18 protein-coding genes are annotated in these 24,640 nt (G+C 58.3%); 9 read left to right on the top strand and 9 right to left on the bottom strand.

The window, feature by feature from the left end:
* Nucleotides 1–131 precede the first annotated feature (131 nt).
* Entirely contained in the window at nt 132–1,733 is a 1,602-nt protein-coding gene (locus ACYQ54_RS23225) for an arylsulfatase (RefSeq protein ID WP_460086737.1), read from the top strand.
* A gap of 116 nt (nt 1,734–1,849) precedes the next feature.
* Here ACYQ54_RS23225 and ACYQ54_RS23220 read toward each other — a convergent pair whose 3' ends face one another.
* The 3 genes from ACYQ54_RS23220 to ACYQ54_RS23210 all read right to left on the bottom strand — a co-directional run bounded on the left by ACYQ54_RS23220 (nt 1,850) and on the right by ACYQ54_RS23210 (nt 5,152).
* Entirely contained in the window at nt 1,850–3,046 is a 1,197-nt protein-coding gene (locus ACYQ54_RS23220) for a lytic murein transglycosylase (RefSeq protein WP_460086735.1), read from the bottom strand.
* A gap of 143 nt (nt 3,047–3,189) precedes the next feature.
* The gene (locus tag ACYQ54_RS23215) at nt 3,190–3,666 is read right to left on the bottom strand and encodes a hypothetical protein (RefSeq protein ID WP_460086732.1); all 477 of its coding nucleotides are present in this window, start codon (nt 3,664–3,666) and stop codon (nt 3,190–3,192) included.
* A gap of 229 nt (nt 3,667–3,895) precedes the next feature.
* Complete coding sequence (locus ACYQ54_RS23210) at nt 3,896–5,152, bottom strand: SH3 domain-containing protein (RefSeq protein ID WP_460086729.1); 1,257 nt, start codon at nt 5,150–5,152, stop codon at nt 3,896–3,898.
* 293 nt (nt 5,153–5,445) lie between these two features.
* Between ACYQ54_RS23210 and ACYQ54_RS23205 the strand changes: the two genes are divergently transcribed.
* The 3 genes from ACYQ54_RS23205 (at nt 5,446) to ACYQ54_RS23195 (ending at nt 8,562) form a co-directional block, all read left to right on the top strand.
* Nucleotides 5,446–6,645: an ABC transporter substrate-binding protein gene (locus tag ACYQ54_RS23205; RefSeq protein ID WP_460086726.1), complete on the top strand. Its 1,200-nt coding sequence runs from the start codon at nt 5,446–5,448 to the stop codon at nt 6,643–6,645.
* A gap of 103 nt (nt 6,646–6,748) precedes the next feature.
* Nucleotides 6,749–7,351, top strand: coding sequence for a TetR/AcrR family transcriptional regulator (locus ACYQ54_RS23200; protein WP_460086724.1), 603 nt, complete (start codon nt 6,749–6,751; stop codon nt 7,349–7,351).
* A 104-nt stretch (nt 7,352–7,455) separates the two neighbouring features.
* Nucleotides 7,456–8,562 carry an alkene reductase gene (locus ACYQ54_RS23195; RefSeq protein WP_460086721.1) on the top strand — a complete coding sequence of 369 codons (1,107 nt, stop codon included), beginning with the start codon at nt 7,456–7,458 and terminating at the stop codon, nt 8,560–8,562.
* Nucleotides 8,563–8,659: 97 nt separating this feature from the next.
* On the opposite strand, the gene ACYQ54_RS23190 is transcribed toward ACYQ54_RS23195, so the two are convergent.
* Complete coding sequence (locus ACYQ54_RS23190) at nt 8,660–9,064, bottom strand: DUF4345 domain-containing protein (protein WP_460086719.1); 405 nt, start codon at nt 9,062–9,064, stop codon at nt 8,660–8,662.
* A gap of 138 nt (nt 9,065–9,202) precedes the next feature.
* Between ACYQ54_RS23190 and ACYQ54_RS23185 the strand changes: the two genes are divergently transcribed.
* From ACYQ54_RS23185 to amt, 4 genes are all read left to right on the top strand, one after another.
* Entirely contained in the window at nt 9,203–10,174 is a 972-nt protein-coding gene (locus ACYQ54_RS23185) for an AraC family transcriptional regulator (RefSeq protein ID WP_460086718.1), read from the top strand.
* A gap of 199 nt (nt 10,175–10,373) precedes the next feature.
* The gene (gene ilvD, locus ACYQ54_RS23180) at nt 10,374–12,218 is read left to right on the top strand and encodes a dihydroxy-acid dehydratase (RefSeq protein ID WP_460086716.1); all 1,845 of its coding nucleotides are present in this window, start codon (nt 10,374–10,376) and stop codon (nt 12,216–12,218) included.
* Between the two features lie 225 nt (nt 12,219–12,443).
* Nucleotides 12,444–13,535 carry a metal-dependent hydrolase gene (locus ACYQ54_RS23175; RefSeq protein WP_460086714.1) on the top strand — a complete coding sequence of 364 codons (1,092 nt, stop codon included), beginning with the start codon at nt 12,444–12,446 and terminating at the stop codon, nt 13,533–13,535.
* Nucleotides 13,536–13,897: 362 nt separating this feature from the next.
* Complete coding sequence (gene amt / locus ACYQ54_RS23170; protein ID WP_460086713.1) at nt 13,898–17,092, top strand: ammonium transporter; 3,195 nt, start codon at nt 13,898–13,900, stop codon at nt 17,090–17,092.
* Nucleotides 17,093–17,099: 7 nt separating this feature from the next.
* On the opposite strand, the gene ACYQ54_RS23165 is transcribed toward amt, so the two are convergent.
* From ACYQ54_RS23165 to ACYQ54_RS23145, 5 genes are all read right to left on the bottom strand, one after another.
* A complete protein-coding gene (locus ACYQ54_RS23165; RefSeq protein WP_460086711.1) occupies nt 17,100–18,035 on the bottom strand; it encodes a hypothetical protein in 936 nt (311 codons plus the stop codon).
* Nucleotides 18,036–18,242: 207 nt separating this feature from the next.
* Complete coding sequence (locus ACYQ54_RS23160) at nt 18,243–18,767, bottom strand: TerB family tellurite resistance protein (RefSeq protein ID WP_460086709.1); 525 nt, start codon at nt 18,765–18,767, stop codon at nt 18,243–18,245.
* A gap of 129 nt (nt 18,768–18,896) precedes the next feature.
* Entirely contained in the window at nt 18,897–19,235 is a 339-nt protein-coding gene (locus tag ACYQ54_RS23155; protein ID WP_460086707.1) for a hypothetical protein, read from the bottom strand.
* Between the two features lie 307 nt (nt 19,236–19,542).
* Nucleotides 19,543–21,729 (bottom strand): anthranilate synthase component I, encoded by a 2,187-nt coding sequence (locus ACYQ54_RS23150; RefSeq protein ID WP_460086706.1) that lies wholly within the window; start codon nt 21,727–21,729, stop codon nt 19,543–19,545.
* Nucleotides 21,730–21,950: 221 nt separating this feature from the next.
* A complete protein-coding gene (locus ACYQ54_RS23145; protein ID WP_460086705.1) occupies nt 21,951–22,727 on the bottom strand; it encodes a substrate-binding periplasmic protein in 777 nt (258 codons plus the stop codon).
* A gap of 497 nt (nt 22,728–23,224) precedes the next feature.
* Between ACYQ54_RS23145 and sthA the strand changes: the two genes are divergently transcribed.
* Nucleotides 23,225–24,625, top strand: a complete 1,401-nt coding sequence (sthA, locus tag ACYQ54_RS23140) for a Si-specific NAD(P)(+) transhydrogenase (RefSeq protein ID WP_460086703.1) — start codon at nt 23,225–23,227, stop codon at nt 24,623–24,625.
* Nucleotides 24,626–24,640: the final 15 nt, after the last annotated feature.

Here is a 24,640-nt window from a genome sequence, read left to right as displayed (position 1 = left end):
TGAAAAATATCGAAAATTCCTTGCCTGTCTGAAAAACTTACCTAGGGTAATGTTTGGCTGTCGGTCTGGTGCCAAAAATGAGGTCGCAATCAGAGAGAGCAGCCGAAACAACCATTCAGGTGGGAGTTTTCATGACCTACTTTCGCATTTTACCGCGGATGAGCGCGGTTGTTTTGGGTCTCGCAACAGCGTTCGCAGTTGCGCCTCAAACAAGTTTTGCGCAAGACCTGCAAAAGCCGAACATCCTCGCGATCTGGGGCGACGATATCGGAACCTGGAATATCAGCCATAACAACCGTGGCATGATGGGGTACCGTACTCCGAACATCGACCGGATTGCACGAGAGGGCGTCGCATTTACCGACTATTACGCCCAGCAAAGCTGTACGGCCGGACGCGCCGCCTTCATTGGCGGCAATGTGCCTGTTCGGACTGGCATGACAAAGGTGGGGCTGCCGGGTGCCGAACAGGGCTGGCAGGAAACCGACGTCACCATGGCAACTATCCTGAAGTCGCAAGGTTACAAAACCGGCCAGTTCGGCAAGAATCACCAGGGGGACCTGGATGAACATTTGCCGACAAACCACGGTTTCGATGAGTTCTTCGGCAATCTCTATCATCTGAACGCCGAAGAAGAGCCGGAAAACCGGGACTACCCGGGTGACATGGTTCTGGCGAACGGCAAGACCTTCCGTGAACAGTTCGGTCCGCGCGGTGTGCTCCATACCTGGGCCAATTCAGACGGAACGCAGAAGATCGAGGACACCGGTCCTCTTACAAAGAAGCGCATGGAAACCGTCGATGATGAGTCGCTTGCGGAAGCCAAGCGTTTTATCCGCGAAGCGGTGGAAGAGGGCGTTCCCTTCTTTGTCTGGTGGAACGGAACCCGCATGCATTTCCGCACACATGTGAAGGAGGAGCACACAGGGATTGCCGGTCCGAGCGGAGATACCTATCACGACGGCATGGTCGAGCATGACATGCACGTTGGCGAACTTCTGGATCTCCTGGACGAGCTTGGCATAGCTGACAACACAGTGGTGATGTACTCAACCGACAACGGACCGCACTTCAATACCTGGCCGGATGCAGGCACGACGCCGTTCCGCAGCGAAAAAAATTCCAACTGGGAAGGGGCCTACCGTGTGCCGACCTTCGTTCGCTGGCCTGGTGTCTTTCAGGAAAACGTGACCTTGAACGGTATTGTCGCCCATGAAGACTGGCTGCCGACATTCGCGGCCATTGCAGGGGCGCCTGACATCAAGGAACAGCTTCTGGAAGGGGTTGAAATCGGTGGCCGGACATACCGGAACTACATCGATGGCTATGACCTGAACGCCTATCTGAAGGGGGAGACCGATACTTCGCCGCGTCACGAGTTCTGGTACGTCAACGATGACGGGCAGGTGGTTGCAGCCCGGTATGACGACTGGAAAGTGGTGTTCCTGGAAAACCGGGGACAGGCGTTTGGTGTCTGGCAGGAACCGTTCACCGAACTCCGTGTTCCTGCGATCTTCAACCTGCGCCGGGATCCATTCGAGAAGGCGCAGCACAATGCCAACATCTATTTCGACTGGTTGCTCGACCGTGCTTTTGTGATCGTGCCGATCCAGAGCCTGGCGGCTCAATTCCTGCAGACGATGCAGGAGTATCCACCGAGCCAGACCCCAGGGTCCTTCAATCTGTCGGCGATCGAGGAAAAATTGAAAGCCGGCATGAGCGGCAGCAACTGAGTTAAGGTCGTCTCAATCAAAAAAAGCCCGGGGCTTTTCGAGGCCCCGGGCTTTTTGCTCATTTGTCAATGTGTCGTCCAGAACCGCAGCAATTTGAGGTCTTCTGACTTTGGACCTCAGAGACGGCTCAGCAGTTCAGGCGTCGGCCAGGCGTCGGCCGGCATGCCAAGTTTCTGCTGCACCTGTTGCACGGCATCGCGGGTTCCTGAGCCGAGGATGCCGTCGATCTTGCCGACATCATATCCCATGCTGGAAAGCTTGGTCTGGAGTTGCTTCATCTGGGCATCGTTCAGTCCAGGGTCCGGGTTGCCCTGGGTATAGACGGGCGCTCCGGCAAGCCTGGTCGCGAAATAGGCGGCGGTCGTCGTGTAAACGAACGACTGGTTCCATTCCAGATAGATGTTGTAGTTCGGATAGGCCAGGAATGCCGGCCCCTTGCGTCCCTGAGGCAGCAACAGGGACGCCGGCAGGTTGCCGGAAATCTGGCCCCAGCGCGGCTGAACGCCAAGAGCAGCCCACTGGGCACCTGTCTTGGTTTTGCCTAGGCCGCTCTCTGCCCAGTTGAGATTTTGCGGAACCTTGACTTCCTGCAGCCAGGGTTCGCCGCGGCGCCAGCCCAGATGCTGGATGAAGGCGCCAGCTGTCAGAATGGCATCCGCTGCACTTTCCTTCAGCTTCACATGCCCGTCGCCGTTGCCGTCACGGCCGAACTTGATGATGTCTTCCGGCAGCATCTGAACCATACCGATCTCGCCCGCCCAGGCGCCGGTGGTGTTGCGCGGGTCAAGATCGCCGTGCTGGACCATCTCGATCGCGGCGATCAACTGCGGCCGGAACAATTCGGGACGGCGGCAATCATGAGCAAGAGTGGCCAGTGCATTGACTGTGTTGAAATCTCCCTGAACCGCACCGAAATCCGTTTCAAGCGCCCAAAAGGCCGTAATTACAGGTGCCGGAACGCCATATTCGGATTCGGTGCGCTGGAATATGCTCGCGTATTTCTTCATGTTGGCGGCGCCGTTTTTCATCCGGTAGCCGGAGATCACCCGCTTGGAAAAATCCAGAAAGGTCATCTTGAAGACGCCTTGCGCACGGTCTCTCGACAGCACCTTGCTGTCCACCTGCGCACCGGCCAGCGTCTGGTCTGCCGCGTTCGCAGAAAGGCCCTTTGCAACTGCTTCCTGCTTCACTCCGGCCAGAAACTGGCGGAAGTCACCGCCGCATTGCTGCGCCTGAGCGGGTGCGGCGGCGAGCCATAAACCGGCAAGAGCGGTCGCGGCGATTTTCGGAGCGAAGCGAAGGCGGCGTGTCATGAAAAATCCTGTTGTTGAGCGCAAAGGCAGGCCGGAGCCTTGAAAAATCGGCCACAGTTGACTGTGCTTCGCCCGTAACGTCAACCCGTTGCCAGGGCGGGGTGACGGCTCTTCCACGAAGTCTTTGGCGGAAAGCGTAGGTCTCAGCGGCAGTTGCCGAAATCCGAGCCGACCATGATGCCGCCGTTCGGCGATCTTTTCAGCGGCGCGTTGACACTGGCTGACGAGCGGCAGTCGGATGACGAGGTTCCGACGGACGGTGACTGGTAATAGGGGGCGTTGACGCCCGAGGTCTGCTGCTGGCACATCTGGTAGGCCATGTCGTAAAGCGCCTGCCAACCGCCCGGCATCGAGCCCATGTTGTCAAGCACGCCAAGCGCGGCGCCGGCGCGGGCACCGCGATAGGCGCCTGACGGGCCACGCCAGGCACCACCTGCCACCGCCCCGGCCATGCCGCCGGAAACCGCATCACCGACTAGATCGCCGCTGCCCATGCGGGCATTTGCATAGTCGGTCGCATAGATCGTGCAGTTGGTGCCATCCGCGTACGCCGGTGAAAGTACCGCCCCAAAACCGATGAGAATGGAAATGCTGAGGCTCGTGGCTGCATGGTTGGCCATGGTCCGTCTCCTGTCGGCAGCGCGACGTATGCACTGCGAAACCGGAGCATTCCGCATGCCGGCATTTACCGGTTGAATGCTCCAACGTGTCGAGAGCGGTCGAAACAGGTGTCATTAACGGCGCCCGCCGACCTGGTCACACCTGCTCACGGCAGGTTCAATTTCCAAATCGACGGGATGTTACGCCTCGAGGCTTAACAAGGCTCTACCTTGCAAGTGCAGGTTTTAGTCATGGCTGCGGCAGCGGTTCCAGGTAACTTTGACCCACATAACCGGTCTTGCCGTCATATTCGACGCCACACCACCAATTGCCACACTCATTGAAACGGACTTTGGCACCTGCCGGAATGACGGCAAGGACCGTGGCATCCGTGGTCTGCGCTTCACGCAGATTGACGGACGACCTTATCGTACCAGCAAGCGGAAAGGCCGTTCCGGCAGCACTGTCTTCTGCGGGTGCCAGAGCTGGTGTCGGAGCTGGTGCCGCAGCAGAGGCCGGTGCTGACGTCGTCGCGGCGGCTGTGTCGGCTTCCAACGGTGCCAGGTCCGGAACCGGACTTGCGTCCGTTGCCGTCAATCCGTCAGCTGCGCTGGCAACCATCGTGTCGGCACCGCGCGTCCCTTGAACGTCAATCTTGTCGGGAGCAGGCTGAACCGGAGCAAGCCTTGACTGGATCTTGTCGTCGGCGACCCGGTTGGTGTCATGTCCCAGCGGATTGGAGTGATCTTCCGGCGTTGGCGAAGCTACCGACCTCGACGCAAACACCTCACGGATACGGTCCTTGGCCGATTTCATCTGTTCTGCGCTTGCAGTCGGTGTTGCTGTCAGGTCGGTTCTGCCCTGGAATTCGGGTTCAGCACCCGCAATGAGGCTCTCAATCGTCGGTTCGGTATCGATTTGCTGGGTCTGAACCGAACGGCTGTCCGGGGTCTTCCCTGCCAGCAGATCGGACAGGCTCAACAGGACCGCGCCTGTGCCGATGCCTACAATCAGCAAGGTACTGAGCAGAAGCGTTGTGAAACTCGGACCCTGCCGGAAATTGTCTGCGGCCTTCAAAACCGCGGCGGGAGCAGGAACCTCTTTGGGCGGGAGACCGTTTGTCCGCGAACCTCGTACCGGTGCGCGCAACACGCCCGGCATGTCGAAGGCGGTTTCCTCCGGCGCATCTGTCAGGGTGGGGCGGCGGGAAGCTGTCGGTTTCAGGTCGTTGGCCGTTGCGTGCATCTGCAGGATCTTGGCTGCAAGTGTGCTTGGGTTGGAACTTTTGTCGGGGTCGGAACTGTTTCCAGGGGAGGAGCTGTCGCCTGAGTCAGAACTGTCGTCTGAGGCCTTTGCGGTTGCTTCCGGACTGGCGAGGATAACTTCATCATCCTGGGAAGGGGTGTCTGGAACGACGAGCTTCAGCTCGTTCTTTTGGGATGCATTGTCCGGATCGTTGCCTTTTGGGAAGTCGCAAGCGGTGGCAGGCGCGGTGACAGAATACATGTGGCCCTCCTGGTTTTGCGGTTCGGGCACGCTCGGAGCGGTTGCCTGATCAGGGTACTCAAGCATTAATCTTTGTTAATGCGTCTTCACGCGGGCCGGATTGCGGCGGCTCTGGGGAATTTTGCGTGAAATGTGACGGGTCTGTGGTCTTGCGGTTCGGATTGATCGCTCCGTTTGCAAAAGCCTAACCTGTCTCTGAGACACTTCCCGCAAACAGCCTGCCAAAGGCAAGAAACGCAGGCTTTTCGCCCGGGCAGGGCGGCAGGCAAGGCCAGAAACAACGGGCAATGATCATGACGCGCTGTATCTCACACCTCATCTCCCGCACGGCCAGGCTGGCGACAGGCTTGGCCGCCGGATTGGCACTTGCCTGCCAGGCAGTTGCAGCGCAGGACGTGCAGGAACTGAAGATCGGCCTGATGGCGACGCTTTCAGGTCCGGCCGCCATATACGGCGAACATATGCGTGACGGTTTCATGCTGGCAGTCAAGCAATCCAATGGTGCCCTGGGCGGTTTGCCCACCAACGTGATTGTGGTCGATGACAAACTGGACCCGGAATACGCGGTAGAACAGGCGACAAAGCTGATCGAGGAAAACGGCGTCGATCTTATTGTTGGTGTCAACTTCTCCAAGATAATGCTTGCCGTGCACGATCCGATCGTCCGGTCCAAGACCCTGTTTATCGGCACCCATTCCGGTCCGGCACCTATCGCCGGTCGCAACTGCAGCCGCTATTTCTTCTCCACCGCATCGCAGGACGACCAGGTGCACGAGACAATGGGGCGTTATGCCAGTCTGAAGGGGTACCAGAACGTCGTCACGATCGCGCCCGACTATGAAGCTGCCCGCGATGCCGTTGCAGCGTTCCGTCGCCACTTCAAGGGTCAGATCGCCCGCGAGTTGTTTCCGAAACTGGGGCAGACGAATTTTTCGGACGAATTCAAGCAGATCGAGGAAATTGAGCCGGACGCGATCTTCGCCTTCATGCCGGGGGGCATGGGGGTGGAACTGGTGAAACAGTTTCACACCTCCGGGCTGAAGGGGATCGTTCCGTTCCTGTCGTCCGACACGGTGAATGCAATCACGCTTCCCTACACGGCAGAAATGGCCGAAGGGCTTTATTCCGCATCCCATTGGGCGCCCAACCTCGACAACCCGTCGAACAAGCGGTTCGTGCGGGAATTCGGCCGTGCCTTCAACTACGAGCCATCCGTCTATGCGGCCCAGGGATACGATGCAGCCAAGCTGATCCATTTTGCCCTGGAGCTGACCGGCGGCATCAAGGACCAGGAAGCGTTGATCTCGGCCATCAGCGCGGCGCCCTTCGAAAGCGTTCGGGGGGATTTCCGGTTCAATTCCAATCAGTTCCCCATTCAGGATTTCTACCTCGTGGAAGGGGTCCGGCGGACCAGCAAGCTCTATGAGATGGAAGCTGTTGCCCGGGTTTTCGACGATGTCGGCGATGCCTATGCAGGCTCTTGCCGAATGTAGCCAGGACCTTCGCTTGCCTGATGTCCGGATGATCTGAAACGATCGGTCCAGAAATCATTCTGGCCCCTCTTGCATTCTGGACTGTGTAGTCCATATCAGGGGCATGAGAAACGCAGAGGTCCATAATTCCGGCTCGGAAAAACGTACGGCAGGTCCCGGACGACCGCGCAGCTTCGATGAAGCGGCGGCGCTGGAAGCGGCTATGTATGTCTTCTGGCAGAAGGGCTTCGAAGCAACCTCTCTCGATGATCTTACCAAGGCGATGGGTCTCAGCCGGTCCAGCTTCTATGCGACATTCGACTGCAAGCAGACGCTGTTCCTGCGGGCACTGGAGCATTATTCCAGAAATGGAATCCGCGGCCTGAAGGAAGTTGCCGAAACCGCTGAAGGCGATGCGGTGGACGCCATGATGCAGGCTCTGTCCGATCCGAAAGGCGGCCCAAGAGGCTGTCTGCTGGTCAACTGCATCACCGAACTTGCACCACACGACGAAAAGGTTGCCGAGATCGGCCGCCGCCATCTGGAAAACATAGAAGATCTTTTCGCCAAGGCGATCGACCCGGTCAATCCGGACGCGGTCCGGGACAGGGCGAGCGCCTATTCATCGCTTGCCATTGGCACCCTGGCATTGCGCAAGGCCGGTGTGCCGGCCGAGCGGATTGCCAGAACTCTCAACCAGGCACGGTCCGTCCTGATACCCAAGTGACGGACAACTCCGGCAGATCCATGAAGAAACATGGATTTGCGCATAATATTGGACTGCTCAGTCCAGAAATAGTGAAGCAACAAACTTCGGAAGGAACATTCAACATGTCGGATGCAAAACTGTTTTCGCCAGCCAAGGCAGGGGCAATCGAACTCAAGAACCGTATCGTGATGGCACCGTTGACCCGGAACCGGGCCCGGGCGGAAGACGACGCTCCGCATGACCTGACGGTGAAATATTACGAACAGCGCGCTGGAGCGGGCCTGATCGTCACCGAAGCTTCCCAGATCTCCCCACAGGGCAAGGGCTATGCCTGGACACCGGGCATCTATTCCGATGCCCAGGTTGCTGGCTGGAAGAAAGTCACTGACGCTGTCCACGCCAAGGGTGGCAAGATTGTCATCCAGCTCTGGCATGTCGGCCGGATTTCGCATCCGGTTCTTCAGCCGGGCGGAGCCGATCCCGTCGCGCCTTCCGCAATTGCAGCCAAATCCAAGACCTTCGACGGCACCCAGTTCGTCGATACGCCGACACCGCGTGCGCTGGATGCAAGCGAGATTCCGGGCATTATCGAGGATTACCGAAAGGCCGCCGAAAACGCGAAAAAAGCCGGCTTCGATGGTGTCGAGGTTCACGCGGCCAACGGTTACCTGATCGACCAGTTCCTGCGCGATGGCGCCAACAAGCGTGACGATGCCTATGGCGGATCCATCGAGAACCGGACCCGGTTCCTGAAGGAAGTGATGGACGCAGTTGTTGGTGTGTTGGGTGGTGACCGGGTCGGCGTAAGGCTCAGCCCGTTCTCCAACGCCAACGACATTGCCGACAGCAATCCGCAGGCGACCTTCTCGCACGCGATCAAATTGCTCAACGGTTACGGCCTTGCCTATCTGCATCTGGTGGAAGGTCAGACCGGCGGTCCGCGCGATATCCCGAATGGCGGCGACCTGGCAGCTCTCTATGCACTCTTCGATGGGGCGCATATGGGCAACAACGGTTACGACCGGGCCTCCGCGATCGAGGCTGTGGAAACCGGCGCGGTCGATCTTGTCGCGTTTGGGCGTCCGTTCATTTCCAATCCGGATCTGGTCGAACGGCTGGAGAAGAATGCTCCGCTGAACGCTCTGGACACCGATACGCTCTATGGCGGCTCCGAAAAAGGCTACACGGACTATCCGACACTGGCTGAAGCGTCTGTCGCGGCGGAGTAGTCCGCAGAATTTCAGGCCGCCCGACATCCACCCCCTCCGGGGCGGTCTGAAGGATAGCCGGTGCAGGGTTTCGGCCCGCACCGGCTTTCTTTTTTTCTCACGCTTGCAAGACGGCTTTTCTCTTGCCTGCAAGCAGGTGGACAGCACACCAGCAACCGAGACCCAGCTCGACCGCGGCCGCTGCCACGAGCGGGGCAGGCGGCAGACCATCAAGGGTCAGGCTGACAAGCCGGCCTGCGCCATAGCCAAGCAGCAGCGCGGCCGACACAAGCAGACCGAACGCCTCCCAGGAACGGTAGAACAGGCCCATCGAAGCGGCGAAACACGCCATCAGGATCAGCACGCCGGGAGAGCGTACCTCGCTCATCATCGCAGCTGAGGGGCTGAGTGTGATGCCGCTTGAAGAAAACAAAACGGCGGGTGCAAAGACGATCAGTGTCCCGATCACCAGAAAGGTCAGTGCGGACAGGGCAAGAGCGGTTTTTCTGCTCAGGTTGGTCATCGGTTATCTCCGGTGCGTTTGAACTTGAGGTCAAAATCAATCAAACGGGTTGGATGGTCTATGATATGATGAATAAAAAATATTGCAGATCGTCCAAAAATCTGGATCTGTGATTATGTTTTCAAGATCGGGATACGGATGACCTTGCCTGTCCAGACCATGCCATTTGATCAAGCCGCTCCTTCAAGGGGGTTTGAGCCGCTTGGTGATGTGCTGCACCTATTGCGTCTCACCGGAACGTTCTACTGCAATCCGGAGCTCTCCGCGCCCTGGGCCATTGATGTGCCGGACATGGGCGGACAAATGGTCCTGCTGGTCGTGACCGAGGGAAGTTGTATCCTGCAGATGGAAGATGGTGCGGAATTTTCCCTGTCCGCCGGGCAGCTTGCGCTTTTGCCGCATGGCAAACCGGTTGTCCTGAAAAGCGATGCCGACGCCGTGGTAACGCCGCTCTTCGACATTCCTGCCATCCGGCACAGTCCGTCCTATGAAACCATGATTTTTGGCGGGGGTGGGGCCATCACGCGGATGACCTGCGGCGTGTTGAAGCTCGATCATGCGGCGGCCGAACGTCTTCAGGCTCTGCTGCCACCTGTCATTCGGCTGGACTCCTTCGGTCAACATGCAGGCCCATGGATCTACAGCACGCTGCATTACCTGGCAGAGGAGGCACGCAATCCGAAGCCGGGCGGCGAAACGGTGCTGACACGGCTGACGGACATTCTCGTGGTACAGGCAATCCGCGCCTGGCTACAGACCGACGAAGCGCTTGAAACCGGTTGGCTGGCAGCCTTGCGGGATCCCAGGATCGGCCGCGCGCTGCAAGCCTTTCACCGGGCACCGCAAGAAAGCTGGACCATTGCTGCTCTTGCGGTGAAGGCCGGTATGTCGCGGTCCGCCTTTGCCGCGCGCTTCAAGCAACTGACCGGGGAAGGCGTCATGCAATATGCCCTGCGCTGGCGCATGCAACTGGCCAGAATGGATTTGCAGGAAGGCGAGCGTACATTGGCGGAGATCGCCATTGGGCTCGGATACGAATCCGAGGCGGCTTTTGCGCGCGCCTTCAAGCGGATTGTGGGAACGCCTCCGGGGGCCTATCGCAGGCGCTAATACGGGGTCGATTGAGGGTGGGCCCGGGTCATGACCCGTAACCGTACCGGAGCGTACACTTTTTTCCCAATCCGGCCTTTCGTTTGGCAAAAAAACCTGTCAAACCCATGTCAGAACCAAATCGGGCGCGGAACCTGATCCGCTCCGGCTGCCGTCGCGCCGGAGGGACAACGGCCTGCAAATGTAGGGAGAGACGAAAATGCCCCCGTATCGTTCCAGAACATCCACCCACGGCCGCAACATGGCCGGTGCACGCGGCCTTTGGCGCGCGACTGGCATGAAAGACGATGACTTCGGAAAGCCGATCATTGCCATTGCCAACTCCTTCACCCAGTTCGTGCCGGGGCACGTGCATCTGAAGGACCTCGGTCAGCTGGTCGCTCGCGAAGTGGAAAAGGCGGGTGGTGTCGCGAAGGAATTCAACACCATCGCCGTGGATGACGGCATCGCCATGGGCCATGATGGCATGCTGTATTCGCTGCCGTCGCGCGAAGTGATTTCCGACGCGGTCGAATACATGGTCAACGGCCATTGCGCTGATGCGCTTGTCTGCATTTCCAACTGCGACAAGATCACCCCGGGCATGCTGAACGCTGCCATGCGGCTCAACATTCCGGTCGTGTTCGTGTCCGGCGGGCCGATGGAAGCCGGCAAGGTGGTTCTGGAAAATGGCGTTGCCAAGTCGGTTGATCTGATCGACGCGATGATTGCCGCTGCCGACGACCGGATGTCGGATGCCGACGTTCTGACGATGGAACAGAACGCCTGTCCGACATGCGGGTCCTGCTCGGGCATGTTCACTGCCAACTCCATGAACTGTCTGACGGAAGCCCTTGGACTGGCTCTGCCGGGCAACGGCTCGACCCTGGCAACCCATGCAGATCGCGAACGGCTGTTCGTTGAAGCCGGACACCTGATCGTCGATCTTGCCAAACGCTACTACGAACAGGACGACGAAAGTGTCCTGCCGCGCAACATCGCAAACTTCAAGGCGTTCGAGAACGCCATGAGCCTCGATATCTCGATGGGCGGATCCACCAACACGATCCTGCACCTTCTGGCGGCTTCTCACGAAGGCGAAATCGGCTTCACCATCGATGACATCGACCGTCTGTCGAAACAGGTGCCGGTGCTCTGCAAGGTTGCGCCTGCGGTCGAGAACATCCACATGGAAGATGTTCACCGGGCAGGCGGCATCATGGGCATCCTCGGCGAACTCGACCGGGCAGGGCTGCTCCATACCGACCTTCCGACAGTTCATTCGGCCACGATGAAGGAAGCACTCTCGCGTTGGGATATCCGCCAGACGAACTCGGAGAGCGTGCACAAGTTCTTCAGTGCAGCACCGGGCGGTGTGCCGACACAGGTTGCCTTCAGCCAGGAGCGCCGCTGGGACGATCTGGACCTTGACCGCAAGACCGGTGTCATCCGCGAGGCGGAGCATGCCTACAGCAAGGACGGCGGTCTCGCCGTGCTGTACGGCAACATTGCCGAGGACGGCTGCGTGGTGAAAACCGCCGGTGTTGACGAAAGCATCCTGAAGTTCTCCGGTCCGGCCCGCATTTTCGAAAGCCAGGACAGCGCCGTCTCCGCGATCCTGACCAACAAGGTCAAGGAAGGCGATGTGGTGCTGATCCGGTACGAAGGTCCGCGTGGCGGTCCGGGCATGCAGGAAATGCTCTATCCGACCAGCTATCTGAAATCCAAGGGCCTCGGCAAGGCCTGTGCGCTGATCACCGACGGCCGTTTCTCGGGTGGGTCGTCTGGCCTTTCCATCGGCCACATCTCGCCGGAAGCTGCCGAAGGCGGCGCCATCGGGCTGGTTGAGGAAGGCGATCCTATTGTGATCGATATTCCGAACCGCGTTCTGAAGGTGGATCTGCCGGATTCAGTCTTTGCCGAGCGCCGAGCCGCGATGGAAGCAAAAGGCGACAAGGCCTGGAAGCCGGTTGAAGTCCGCAAGCGCAAGGTGTCCACCGCATTGCGCGCCTACGCCAAGCTGACCACCAGCGCCTCCAAGGGAGCCTTCCGCGTAGTTGACTGACAAAGGGGCGGCTTGACGCTTCAGACACAAACACAACTGCGACGCCCTGCGGCCGAAAGGCCGCAGGGCGTTCGTCATTTCACAATGGCAGCGGGCTGTCCGGGCTGTCGCGAGTGAAGGACCAATTGTGGCCCGAAGAAAGTCAATTGGTTCATTGCCCTTGCCAATCCGGCTCCGCCGCCGCACATAACCGGCTTACTTGTCTATTCCAGTCCAAGGCAGTCCATGGATTCTCTCACCCAGTTCGTTCTCGGCGCTGCCGTCTCCACTGCACTCCTTGGCAAAAAGCTTGGTCCCAGAAAGGCCGCCCTTATCGGCGGTGCGCTCGGGACGTTGCCGGACCTTGATGTCCTGATCCCCTATGACGATCCGATCGACAGTTTCGTCTACCACCGCGGCTGGACGCATTCGGTCTTTGTGCATGCATTGGCAGCTCCCTTGCTGGGTGAAGGATTGGTAAGGCTGTTCAAGGGCTTGAAAGACCATCGCTGGCTAGCCTGGCTTACTGTCTTTCTGTGCCTGTCCACCCACGCGGGCATCGACGCGATGACGGTCTACGGCACGCGGCTGTTCTGGCCGTTTTATCCGGACCCTGTCGGTGTCGGGTCGGTGTTCATCATTGATCCGCTCTATACCCTGCCTCTTCTGGCCGTCGTGATCTGGGCTCTGTTCAGAAAAAACTGGACACGGCGCCTCCAGGCCTGGATGACGGCTGCCCTGGTTGTTTCGACCGGATATCTTGGTCTGAGTGTCGTCCTTCAGCGTCATGTCGAGCAGCAGGCTCAAGGCATCTTCAGGCAGGAAGGCATTCTTCCGGACAAGGTTTTTGCGATCGCCGCCCCCTTCAACATTCTCGTCTGGAAGGTTATCGGCCTGCAGGAAAACCGGTACGCCAATCTCTATGTCTCCCTGCTGGACCGCAAAGGGACGCACGAGATTTATCGCCATCGTCGCAACCCGGAACTGCTTTCCTGTCTTGAAGGTGCAGCCGCCTTTCAGAAACTTGCCTGGTTCAGCCGGGGCTACTATCGGGCAGATCTTGAAGACGGCAGGATCGTTCTGTCCGATTTGCGCATGGGGATGACCCCGAATTATGCTTTCCGTTTCGCAATCGCCGACACGCAGCAAGGACTGGTCAGGACGATCTCGCCGGAACGGTCGATCGGTCTTGTCCGGATCGACCCGGATGACTGGTCTTGGCTGGCCGCACGGGTTAAGGGGCTGCCGATGGCACGCGCACGGGAAACCCGGATCTCAGGCCTCGTTCAGGACTTTGAACCTCAGGCCTGCGCAGCCCTGGAGAGCGCGACCGGCTAGGTAGAGTCGGAAAGGTCATTTCCCGCGTTGCCAGCGCTTGAGCCGAACTGTTCTGAATTGGAACCGGCAGACAGGCCTGAGGGCGGAATTTCTGTTTTTTTACAATTCTTTAGCTGCTCTAATTTTGAGCATGTTTCCTATCGGAAACGAGATGGATTTTAAGGCTGTTTCGAAAATTTTTCAGAAAATACCTGCGTTAATTCAATGGGTTGGTGTGAAGATGATTTTTCATGCGTATTTGATTTAAGTGATGAAGAAATGGGCACTTATTTTTCAGTAAAAGACCTGACAAAATTAGCAATACAGAATTAACTTCTCGGCGAAATCATGCCTCTCTTTTCAAGAGATGGGGCAATTACATCATGAGCCGGGCGGCATACACCAGATCCGTTTTCTGCGGCGCCGGTATTCTGATGACTGGGCCGGCAATGGCGGCACAGGCACTGGATCTGGCGTCATTCCAGAAGAGTCTCGACATGGTCTGGGTGCTGTTTGCAGCCGGACTTGTGCTTCTGATGCAGGTTGGCTTCATGTTGCTCGAGGCCGGCCTTGTCCGGTCCAAGAACTCGATCAATGTCGCCCAGAAAAACCTCCTCGATCTGGCCGTTTCCGTTCTGATTTTTGCAGTGTTCGGTTTCTCGTTGGCCTTCGGTGCAGACGGCAACTGGTTTGCGGGGTTCGATCTGCGGTTGTTCGGTCTGTCGGATCTCGAGCCCTGGGGGCTGACCATCTTCGCATTCCAGGTGATGTTCTGCGGCACGGCGGCAACCATCATTTCCGGTGCGGTTGCCGAACGCATGCGCCTGTCGGCCTACATCTGGTGCTCCGTGCTGACTGCGGGTCTGATTTACCCGGTCTTCGCGCATTGGGCGTGGGGCGAGGCCCTGTTTTCAGACGCAACGGCGATGCTTGCCGACATCGGATTTGTCGATTTCGCGGGGTCGACAGTGGTGCACGGCACAGGCGCCTGGATCGCACTTGCCGCCTGCGTGATCCTGGGGCCGCGATCCGGCCGCTTTGGAGCAGACGGCCGCGCCTATCGTATTCAGGGCCACAGCTCCGTTCTGGCAACATCCGGCGCGCTTATCCTGTTTGTCGGCTGGATGGGTTTCAATGGCGGTTCCACACTGGCCGCGTCCTGGCATGTGCCGATGATCCTTGCCAACACAGTTCTTGCCGCCGCGGCGGGAACCGGTGCGGGGTATCTTCTGGGACGTCACAAGGACAAGGTCATTCTGCCGGAAAACTCGATCTCGGGCCTGTTGGGCGGTCTGGTCGCCGTTACAGCCGGGTGCCATGTGCTGACCCCGGTTGGGGCCATTGCCATCGGGACAGCCGGTGGGGCTGTCGCTATCCTGGGAGCGGTCTTTCTGGAACGCACCCTGAAGATTGATGATCCTGTCGGTGCAATCAGCGTTCATGGCTTTGCGGGCGTGGCCGGCACGCTGGGACTGGCGCTTATGGCACCTGCGGACCAGTTGCCACTGGGGGCGCATCTGCCGCAATTTCTGGTGCAGCTCACAGGGGCGCTTGCCTGTTTCGTCTGGAGTTTCGGGGCCGGCTGGCTTGTGCTGTCCGTCCTGAACAAGATCCAGGCGATCCGGCTAGACCCCGCCAGCGAGGATCTCGGTCTTAACGAGGCGGAACACGGAACACGGCTCGGCATTGGACATGTGGAAGATGCTCTAGACCGTCTGATCGCCGGCAAGGCCGACCTTTCCATGCGGCTTGAAGTTGCCAAGGGCGACGATTCAGAACGCCTGACACGGCTGTTCAATGCACTCATGGATACCGTTCAGAACGAGGAACAGGCCCATAACCGCGCTGCCGACGCCAAGCGTACCCGCGAAGAAGCCGAGCGCTTGTCCGCTCTGGCCAATGCCACATTCGATGCCATCGTGATCTCGGTCGACGGACGGATACTCGATGGCAACAAGACCTTCGAGGACCTTATCGGTTACCCGATCGACGAGCTTGAGATGCGTGGCCTGTACGAGTTCGTCGACAACGAACTGGCCGGCACACTGGAAGAGCATCTGGTCAAGGCGGAAAAGGAACCGCGTGAGGTGACGCTGATCAGCCGCTCCGGCGAACGGGTGCCGGTCGAGATCCGTACCCGCGTGATCTCCTACCGCGGCATTCCGACTCGCGTATCCGCTCTGGTCGACCTCAGGGAGCGGAAAAAGGCCGAAGCCCAGATCCTGCATCTGGCCCAGCACGATCCTCTGACGGACTTGCCCAACCGCGCCGTCTTCAACGCCGAACTGAAACAGGCGATCGGCAAATGCAAGCAGCATGGCCTGTCCGCAGCCCTGCTGATCATAGATCTCGACCGCTTCAAGGATATCAACGATCTGCACGGTCATCCGGTCGGAGACATCGTCATTCGGGTCACGGCCGAGCGCTTGCGTCAGTCGTGCAGGCATGGGGATACCGTTTCGCGCCTTGGCGGTGATGAATTCGCCATCATCCAGAATGGCATTCAGTTCGCCAACCAGGCAGAAGACATGGCCATGCGTCTGGTCAAGTCTCTGTCCGAGCCGATCGACTGTGGACACGGGCTCGTGCTGAAGCCGGGAGCCAGCATCGGTGTCGCGTTGATGACCGGTTATGACGCCGAGGACCAGGTCATCTCCAACGCCGACATTGCTCTTTACAACGCCAAGAATAGCGGGCGGCACACCTACTGCGTCTTCCTTCCTGGGATGGGGGACGAGGTTCGTCAGCGCAGGGCGTTGGAAAAGGACATGAATACGGCGCTCTCCGAGGGCGAGTTTGAATTGTTCTTCCAGCCGCGCATGTGCCTAACCACCGCACGGATTGTCAGCTACGAGGCTCTGATCCGCTGGAACCATCCCGAACGCGGGCTCGTCAGCCCGGCCGAGTTCATCCCGGTTGCGGAGGCATCCGGCCAGATCGTCCCGATCGGCAAGTATGTATTGGCCGAGGCCCTGAGGATCGCAGCCACCACGATCACCAGCGCCAGCATCAGCATCAACGTCAGTCCGGTTCAGTTTCGCGATCGGGATTTTGTCGACGACGTACGGCGAGCCATCGAAACTTCAGGTGTTCCGGCAGGGCGGATTGAACTGGAGATCACCGAAAACACGCTGATCGAGGACGATACCAGAGCACTGGCCGTACTGACGCGGCTGAAGGAAATCGGGGTAAAGATAGCGCTGGATGATTTTGGCGTCGGCTATTCCTCGCTCAGCTACCTGAGCCGCTTCCCGTTCGATTGTATCAAGATCGACCGGTCTTTCGTTTCCGAAGCGCAACATAACTACGGCTCGCTTGCCATCATCGAAACGGTCGTCCGGCTCGGCAAGGCGCTCAAGATGCGTGTCGTCGCCGAAGGAGTGGAAGATACCGAGAAGCTTTGCCTGCTGGCACAGCGCGGTTGTCATGAGGCGCAGGGCTATCTTATCGGCATGCCGGCGCCCACGGCAAAGCTTGTCCGCGCCATCCCGGGCGACGTGAGTGAGGCGCTTGACCGGCTGAAATTCGGTGGGCTGCAGGTGTTTGAAGCAGCCAATCAGAAAAACCTGGCGAGCTGAGCAGGGGTCAGTTCACGCTGGATTCCGACAGGGGCATCAGCACGGTCCTGTTCAGCAAGGCGTCCGGATCAAAAATCTCCGGTACCTGCACGCAATCGGGATGCGGTTCGGTTGTCTCGCCACGTTTTTCCTTCAGCTCCGCACAGATGGGAATGGCGGCCTGACGGGTGCCGTTCACTGCAGTGATCATGATGTCCTGCAACGAGCCTTCACCGGAATGCAGCGCGACTGCGAGATGCTTGCCGAACAATGAAATCGTGCGGTCGGCGGAATAATTGGCCGACTGGCCGGGCCCTGACGAGATCACCAGCGCTTCCGGTCTGGTCTTGTCATCGACCGAATGGTGTTCCAGAAGGGCGAGGTCAAGCGACTGAGGGATGTTTGTATCCAGAATGAGAATGACTTCGCCTGCCGGAATGGCATGGATCAAGGCCGCAAAAGCGGACGCAGACATCCAGGTGCCGTCGCCGATTGCCTGAAGGGTCGATTCGGGTTTGGCATTTGCCCAAAGTTCCAGGGCGTATGATGTTGCATCCCCGGCGTCGCTTGTTTCAACAATGCCGAGCGGAAGATTGGCATAAATGATCAGCCTGTCTTCGCGGCCCAGTTGGTTGGCAAGTTCGGTCGCCTTGAGTTTGAGCGCCGCTGCACTTGCACCTTCATTGACAAGCAGGTGTTGCCGCTCCGGTCCGGCATCCAGCCTCGGGGCGAGCGAGGTCATGACCTTGTCGACGCTGTGGCGGCAGATTTCGACCGATTGCGGGTTCCAGGGCGGGCAGGTTCCAAGAGCGAGAATGTTGTTTCTTAGCGGTGGGGTGTCGTCGGCTGCCGAAGGGCTGGCATAAAAAGGCAAGGTCAGAAAGCCGGCCGCCGCGACGAGGCAACGTGCAGCACCCCACGACCGGACTCGGTGCATCCTCGTCCCTGGTGCGCTTTTGGCCATCATGTCTCCCTGAGCCTGTTTTGGTATTTATACTTTTCAACAGTGAAGGCTGAATAAACCTGACTGTGTATATCTATAGAACTCTGTTGTAATCTGTTAATCAACTTTCTTTTGGTGACGCAGTCTTCAACACACCTAGACATTGATGAATCTAGGATGCTTCCAATCTGAGTCTGATGATAAGATGACGCTAGGTAAGTTTTGTTTTCAGGCGTTGAGTTGTTTTAGGCGCTCGATTACCTGATATGTGTCGTCCGTCAAGGTTCCGGTGTCGGCCTTGCCGACAGCGCTCACCATCCGGATCATGTCCGGCAAGGTGTCACGCCCTCCCAGATTTACCGTTCGCTTGATCAGGCGACGGATCATGTCGTCCGGATTGCTGCTCTGGTTGGCGAGCCATTTTGCGAATTGGAACAGTTCCTCCACATCGGCGGCTGACATCGCGAAGACCAACTGCAGCTGTTCAAGAATTGCATCCTGCTCGGCTCTGGATATTCCTCCATCCGTTTCCGCAACAAGAACCAGAAGGGCTGCGGCCGAGACGCGGGGATCGTCGACGCCTTCGGTCGGATGCTGATTGGCGCGCGTCCTGAAACCAAAGCGCCGCGCTGCGGCCTTGACGTCCTGAGCAGCATCTAGCACCACCCGGGTGTTGTCGGCGACCCTGCGAATTCGGTAGATCCAGAAGGCACCAGCGGCCAAAATGCCGAGCGCTGCAAGCAGAATGTGCAAGGGAAATCTCCTTCAAATATCTGCGTCAGCTTTACCTCAGGTTGCGGGAAAAATCGTGACAAAAATATCGTTCCGCCGAAGACCGGCGCAAAAAGCCGCGCCGAAATGGCGCGGCTGTTTTTCAACGGCTTAGGAATCGTTGCCGTCGGTCTTGTCCATAAGCGGCTGGTTGGTTGCCTGATTGCCGTCCAGGTCCATCTTGGTTGAAGCGTGGGTCTCAACCCGTCCCTCAACCTGCTGTTCGGCGGTCAGCGGCTCATCACCATCGAGGTCGCCAACCATTGACTTGGGCGCATCGACAGGGGCATCAGCCGCAGCCGCGGCATTTGCTTCAGGGCATGCCACAATCGGCTTGTCACCGCTGCCGTCGCTGCCGCAGGGATCGTCCGCCTGGGCGAAGCCGACCATTGCCGTGGAAGCAATGAAGGCGCTCATGAGGGGAATGATGGTTTTCTTAAGTGTCAGCATTGGTTTTCTCCTTTGCTTTTATGACCTCTACAATCGGCGAGGACCGGATATGCGATCCGTGCCGTTGTGGCTGTCGTGGAGAAAATGCATTCGCGTCCGAAATCGTTCCTGATTTTTTGGTCACGAAATTTTCAGCACAGGGCCTACTCGTTTCAGGAACAAAATGCATTGTTTCTGTTCGCGCGTGCGTGGAAGAACCGTGTTGAAAAACAAGATGTTGATTGGAAAAAGTGAAACGGCGCCATCAACGGCGCCGTTCGGAATTTCAATGATTTGAAATGGGCGGGGTTACCCCGCAGTTCACCGGTTACGAGGCCGCTGCAACCTGTTGGTCTTTTGAGGAAACGAGGCGGGAGACTACGTTTTCGATAATCTTGTGGCCGGCATCCTGATCCAGGGACATGATCGATTCCGGATGGAACTGAACCGCGGCAATAGCCTCTTTCTTGTGTTCGATCGCCATGACAATACCATCCTCGGTTTCCGCGGTGATCCGAATATCGGCTGGTACCGTTTCCCGCTTGGCATAAAGCGAATGGTAACGGCCCACGACCACCGGCGCGTTGAGGCCGTCAAACAGCAACGAATTACCTGAAACGGAAATCGGTGACGGTTTGCCATGCATCGGAACGTCGAGCTGCCCGAGTTCCGCTCCGAAATATTCAGAGAGAGCCTGTAGCCCGAGGCAGACACCGAAGATCGGCAGGGCGCGTGCGCGCGCACGGCCAATGGTTGCCGCACAGTCGAAGTCCTGCGGATTACCGGGGCCTGGAGACAACACGACCAGGTCAGGATTGACGTCATGGAAGACGTGATCTGCAACCGGGGTCCGGTAGGTAACGACATCGGCTCCCGTCTGCCGGAAATAATTGGCTAGGGTGTGCACGAAACTGTCTTCGTGGTCGACCAGCAGGATCTTCAGACCCTTGCCGGGTTTCCGGCCCTCGCTCTTCTCCTGGGCATTGATGGCAAGACCAGCCTCGCGAACAGCCGCTCGCATGGCCTCCGCTTTCAGTTCGGTTTCGGCTTCTTCGTCTTCCGGAACACTGTCATACAACAAGGTCGCGCCGGCCCGGATCTGTGCCATGCCGTCCTTGATGCGCACGGTGCGCAACGTCAGGCCGGTGTTCATGTCACCATTGAAGAGAACCGCACCAATGGCGCCTCCATACCAGGCGCGGGGGGACTTTTCATGGTCCTCGATGAATTGCATCGCCCAGCGTTTGGGAGCACCTGTTACGGTCACCGCCCATGTGTGGGAGAGGAATGCGTCGAGTGCATCCATGTCCTCTCGCAGGATCCCCTCGATGTGGTCCACGGTATGGATCAGCCGGGAGTACATCTCGATCTGCCGCCGTCCGATCACTCGAACGGATCCGGGCACGCACACGCGGCTCTTGTCGTTCCGGTCAACGTCGGAACACATGGTCAGTTCTGCTTCGTCCTTGGCCGAGTTCAGCAGCTTGCGGATTTGGGCTTCGTCTTCAATGGCGTTCTTGCCGCGCCGGATCGTTCCGGAAATCGGGCAGGTTTCGACCCGACGGCCACCGGTAACCCGCACATACATCTCCGGCGATGCGCCGACGAGATATTCCTGATTGCCGAGATTGAAGAAGAACGAATAGGGGGAAGGGTTGATCTGGGCGAGGCGACGGGAAACGGCCGATGGAGGATTGGCGCAGGGCTCGTAGAAGGTCTGGCCGGGCACGGTCTCGAACAGATCGCCTCTGCGGAAGTAGTCCTTGGCCTTTTCGACAAGCTTTGCATATTCGCCAGGTTCGTGATCGCCGCGGCCCGGATCGCGGTTCGCCGGCGTATACTGTTGCTTGGTTCCCGTTCGCTCCATGCCCTTGGTGGTTCGGCCACCGACGACAAAATCATACTCCAGCACGTAAGCGCGTTTGCCGTGGTGGTCGACGATCAGGATTTCGTCCGGCAGAAACAGGACGACGTCGCGCTGGTCGTCCGGCCGGTCAAGCTTCTGCTCAATGGGTTCGAACTGGAAGGCAACGTCATATCCGAAGGCTCCATAAAGCCCGAGCTGGTCGTCGCCGCACGCAAACATGTCTTTCAGGGCGCGGATGATCGAAAACGTCGAAGGCTGACGGGAGCGCTCTTCCTCGTTGAACAGCCGGTCAGGCCGCTTGACCGTGAGCTGGATCTTGCCGGTTTCCTCCGCGAAGGTTTCGACATCGGTATGTTTTTTCAGCATCTCGGCAATTGCCGGCAGCAGCAAGCCGCCACGGTCGTTCAACGCGCGTATTTCGACGTTTCTGCCAGTGGCCTCCATCACAAGGGGCGGGTTCACCAGAGCCATGTCCCAGCGTGTGTACCTGCCGGGATATTCATAGGAGGACGAAAGCACCGCACCCATTTCGGCATCCAGCCGGTCGATCCATTCCGACGTTCCGGTTTCATAGTCGGAAGGGCGCGATGTACGCAGGATGGTTATCCCGCAGTCGGTTTCATAGGTCTGGTCTGCCAGCACCGGCATGTTTCTGGTCCCGTTCTGGTGGCTGCCTTCGTGACGGCCTTATAAAGAACCAAGGCCGCCAGCGGTGTCCCGCGGCGGCCTTGGTTTGATACTCGATCCCTTCAGAGCATGACTGATCGCTGGCCGCCTATATCGCGCCGCGCCACCACCAAGCTGCTTTCAGGTTCATGTTCATGGCATGAGGGATAGATTATACGGATCTGGATGGCAACGAAAAAAGACTACCTTGCGTCTTTCAGGCTTTCCCAATGGGGCGCCGGCTGTCCCTCTTTAAGGCCGTTGGTCAACCATGTGTCCCAGGTGGCTTCGATTTCAGCATAGGTTCCGTTTTCATGTATCGTCTTCAGCCCGTGATCAAGAAGTTCCGCCACCGCATTTGAGCGCTCGGGTGTCTGTTTTGAAAACGAGACAAAGAGACCGAACCGGGCAAGTTCATGCACGGCTTTGGGGGCAGGGGAAATGAGGTTCTGGCTGTTGCTGATGTGATACGCGGCAACCCTTTCGTAAACGACCGCATAGTCGGAGCGCCTCTTCGCCACCAGCGTGAGTGTCTGCAGATCGGAATCCACCTCAATCTTCGAGATCGTTTCATCGGCATCAAATGCGTCGGTGTAGGTGAAGCCTCTGACGACCGAGAATGTCTTGTCCTTGAAGAAGCCGGGATGAAATGCCGCCGTATTGTCCGGATGGCTGTAAATCAGGATTTTTCCGAAAAACAGCGGCGTCTCATGGAAGATGTAGTTACGCCGGTTTTCGTCCGACCCGGTTGTGTCGAAGCATCCAAGCTGTCGGCCTTGGGCTACCTCTCGAATGCACCTGTTGTATGGCATCACATTGAGAGTGACGGAGCAGTGCTCTGCGCTTAAAGCCGCGGTGACAAGGTCCACCGCAAAACCACGAAGCTCCCCCTGGTGGAGGCCCGAATAGGGAAAGAAGGAATCTTCCGCTGCTAGGACGATTTCTTCGGATACCGGGCATTGAGCGGTTTGTTCTGCCATTGCGAAATCGGTTGCTGGCAACAGGAATACGCCACTGAACAAAGGCGCAAGGGTCAGCCCAGTAGTAGTGCCCTCAAGCAATGCCTTCGCCCGGCGCGCCGTGAGGGAAGCCGATAATCCCATCTCGGTGGTCGACCCTTTCTGTGTTGGGAACCAGTTCAGTCCTGGCTGTCGCGCAGGTGCTTCAAATAAACGTCCCGGTCTCAGACTTCAGCTTCGCAACAGGTCGCATAAGACATACGGAAAATGGCCCTGTGGGGGACTGAGAATCTCCTCCGGCCAAGTATACACGGGACGGGCCGTGTTTGTCTTGCAACCGGCTTACACGTTGTGAGAAGAGCCGAATTTTTCACCAACACTCCCGGAATGCCTGCAATTTCCGCTTGCCTTCTTGACCCTACCGCCAAGATGCTGTTTTTGCGGTGCAGCGATCCTGAAAGGCGCACCCGGAGAAACGGGTGCCGACAGGCTGACAGAATTCTGGCGGTGAGGGGCACATGGAACACTACGATCTGATCGTGATCGGCAGCGGGCCGGCCGGACGCAGGGCGGCGATCCAGGCGGCAAAGTTCGGCTACAATGTTCTGGTGGTGGAGCGCGGTCGGCGGGTCGGCGGTGTTTCGGTCCACACCGGCACCATCCCTTCCAAGACCTTGCGTGAAACCGTGCTCAACCTGACCGGCTGGCGCGAAAGAGGCTTTTATGGCCGCTCCTACCGGGTGAAGGAAGACCTGACCGCGGCTGACCTGCGAGCGCGGCTCCACATCACCCTCAATCACGAGGTCGAGGTTCTTGAGCACCAGTTCGCCAGAAACAAGGTCGATACGATCCGTGGCGAGGCGAAGTTTGTCGAGCCGCACAAGATTGAAGTGGAGGGCGATGCGGGAGAAGTCCACTACGTTACGTCGGACAAATTCATCATCGCAGTTGGCACCAAGCCGTTCCGTCCGGACTATGTACCTTTTGACGGACAATATGTCCTCGATAGCGACGAGATCCTCGAACTGACAGAACTGCCTCGGTCCATCTCCGTCATCGGCGCAGGCGTCATCGGGGTTGAATACGCCTCGATTTTTTCCGCCCTCGATGTGCATGTCACCCTGGTTGAGCCGCGTGACACCATGCTCGACTTCCTGGACAAGGAACTGGTTGCGGATTTTACGCACCAGTTGCGCGACCGCGGGATTGCGCTGCGCTTCGGGGCAAAGGTCGAGAAGATCGAAAAACACGGCCCGGCGGATTGTGAAATCACGCTGGAAGGCGGGCGCTGCGTGCGGTCGAACGTCATTCTGTTTGCAGCCGGACGCATGGGGGCAACGCCTAACCTGAATCTGCAAAGCTGCGGACTGGAAGTAGATCATCGCGGGCGTCTGAAGGTTGATCCGATGACTTTTCAGACCAACGTGCCGCATATCTTTGCGGCAGGCGATGTCATCGGCTTTCCGAGCCTTGCCTCGACGTCCATGGAACAGGGACGCATCGCCGCCTGCCAGGCGTTGGGGGAAAAGGCCTATGATCCGCCCGAGTATTTTCCCTATGGCATCTATGCCGTTCCGGAAATCTCCACCGTCGGCATGACCGAGGAAGAGATCAAGGAACGCGGCATTCCGTACGAATGTGGTGTTGCACGCTTCCGGGAAACCTCGCGTGGCCACATCATGGGTCTCGATACCGGAATGCTGAAGATGATCTTCTCGCTCAAGACCCGCCGGCTTCTGGGGTGTCATATTGTCGGGGAAGGGGCGACCGAACTGGTTCACATCGGTCAGGCCGTGCTCAACCTGCGCGGCACGCTTGAGTATTTCGTGGAGAATACGTTCAATTACCCGACACTGGCAGAAGCCTACAAGATTGCTGCTCTCGACGCCTGGAACCGCATGCCGCCGCTTGAGCACTGAATCAGTCTCGAAAGT

This window comes from Roseibium sp. LAB1, assembly GCF_054658235.1.
Note: the sequence above shows the minus strand (reverse complement) of the source record. Positions and strands in the feature narration are given on the sequence as shown.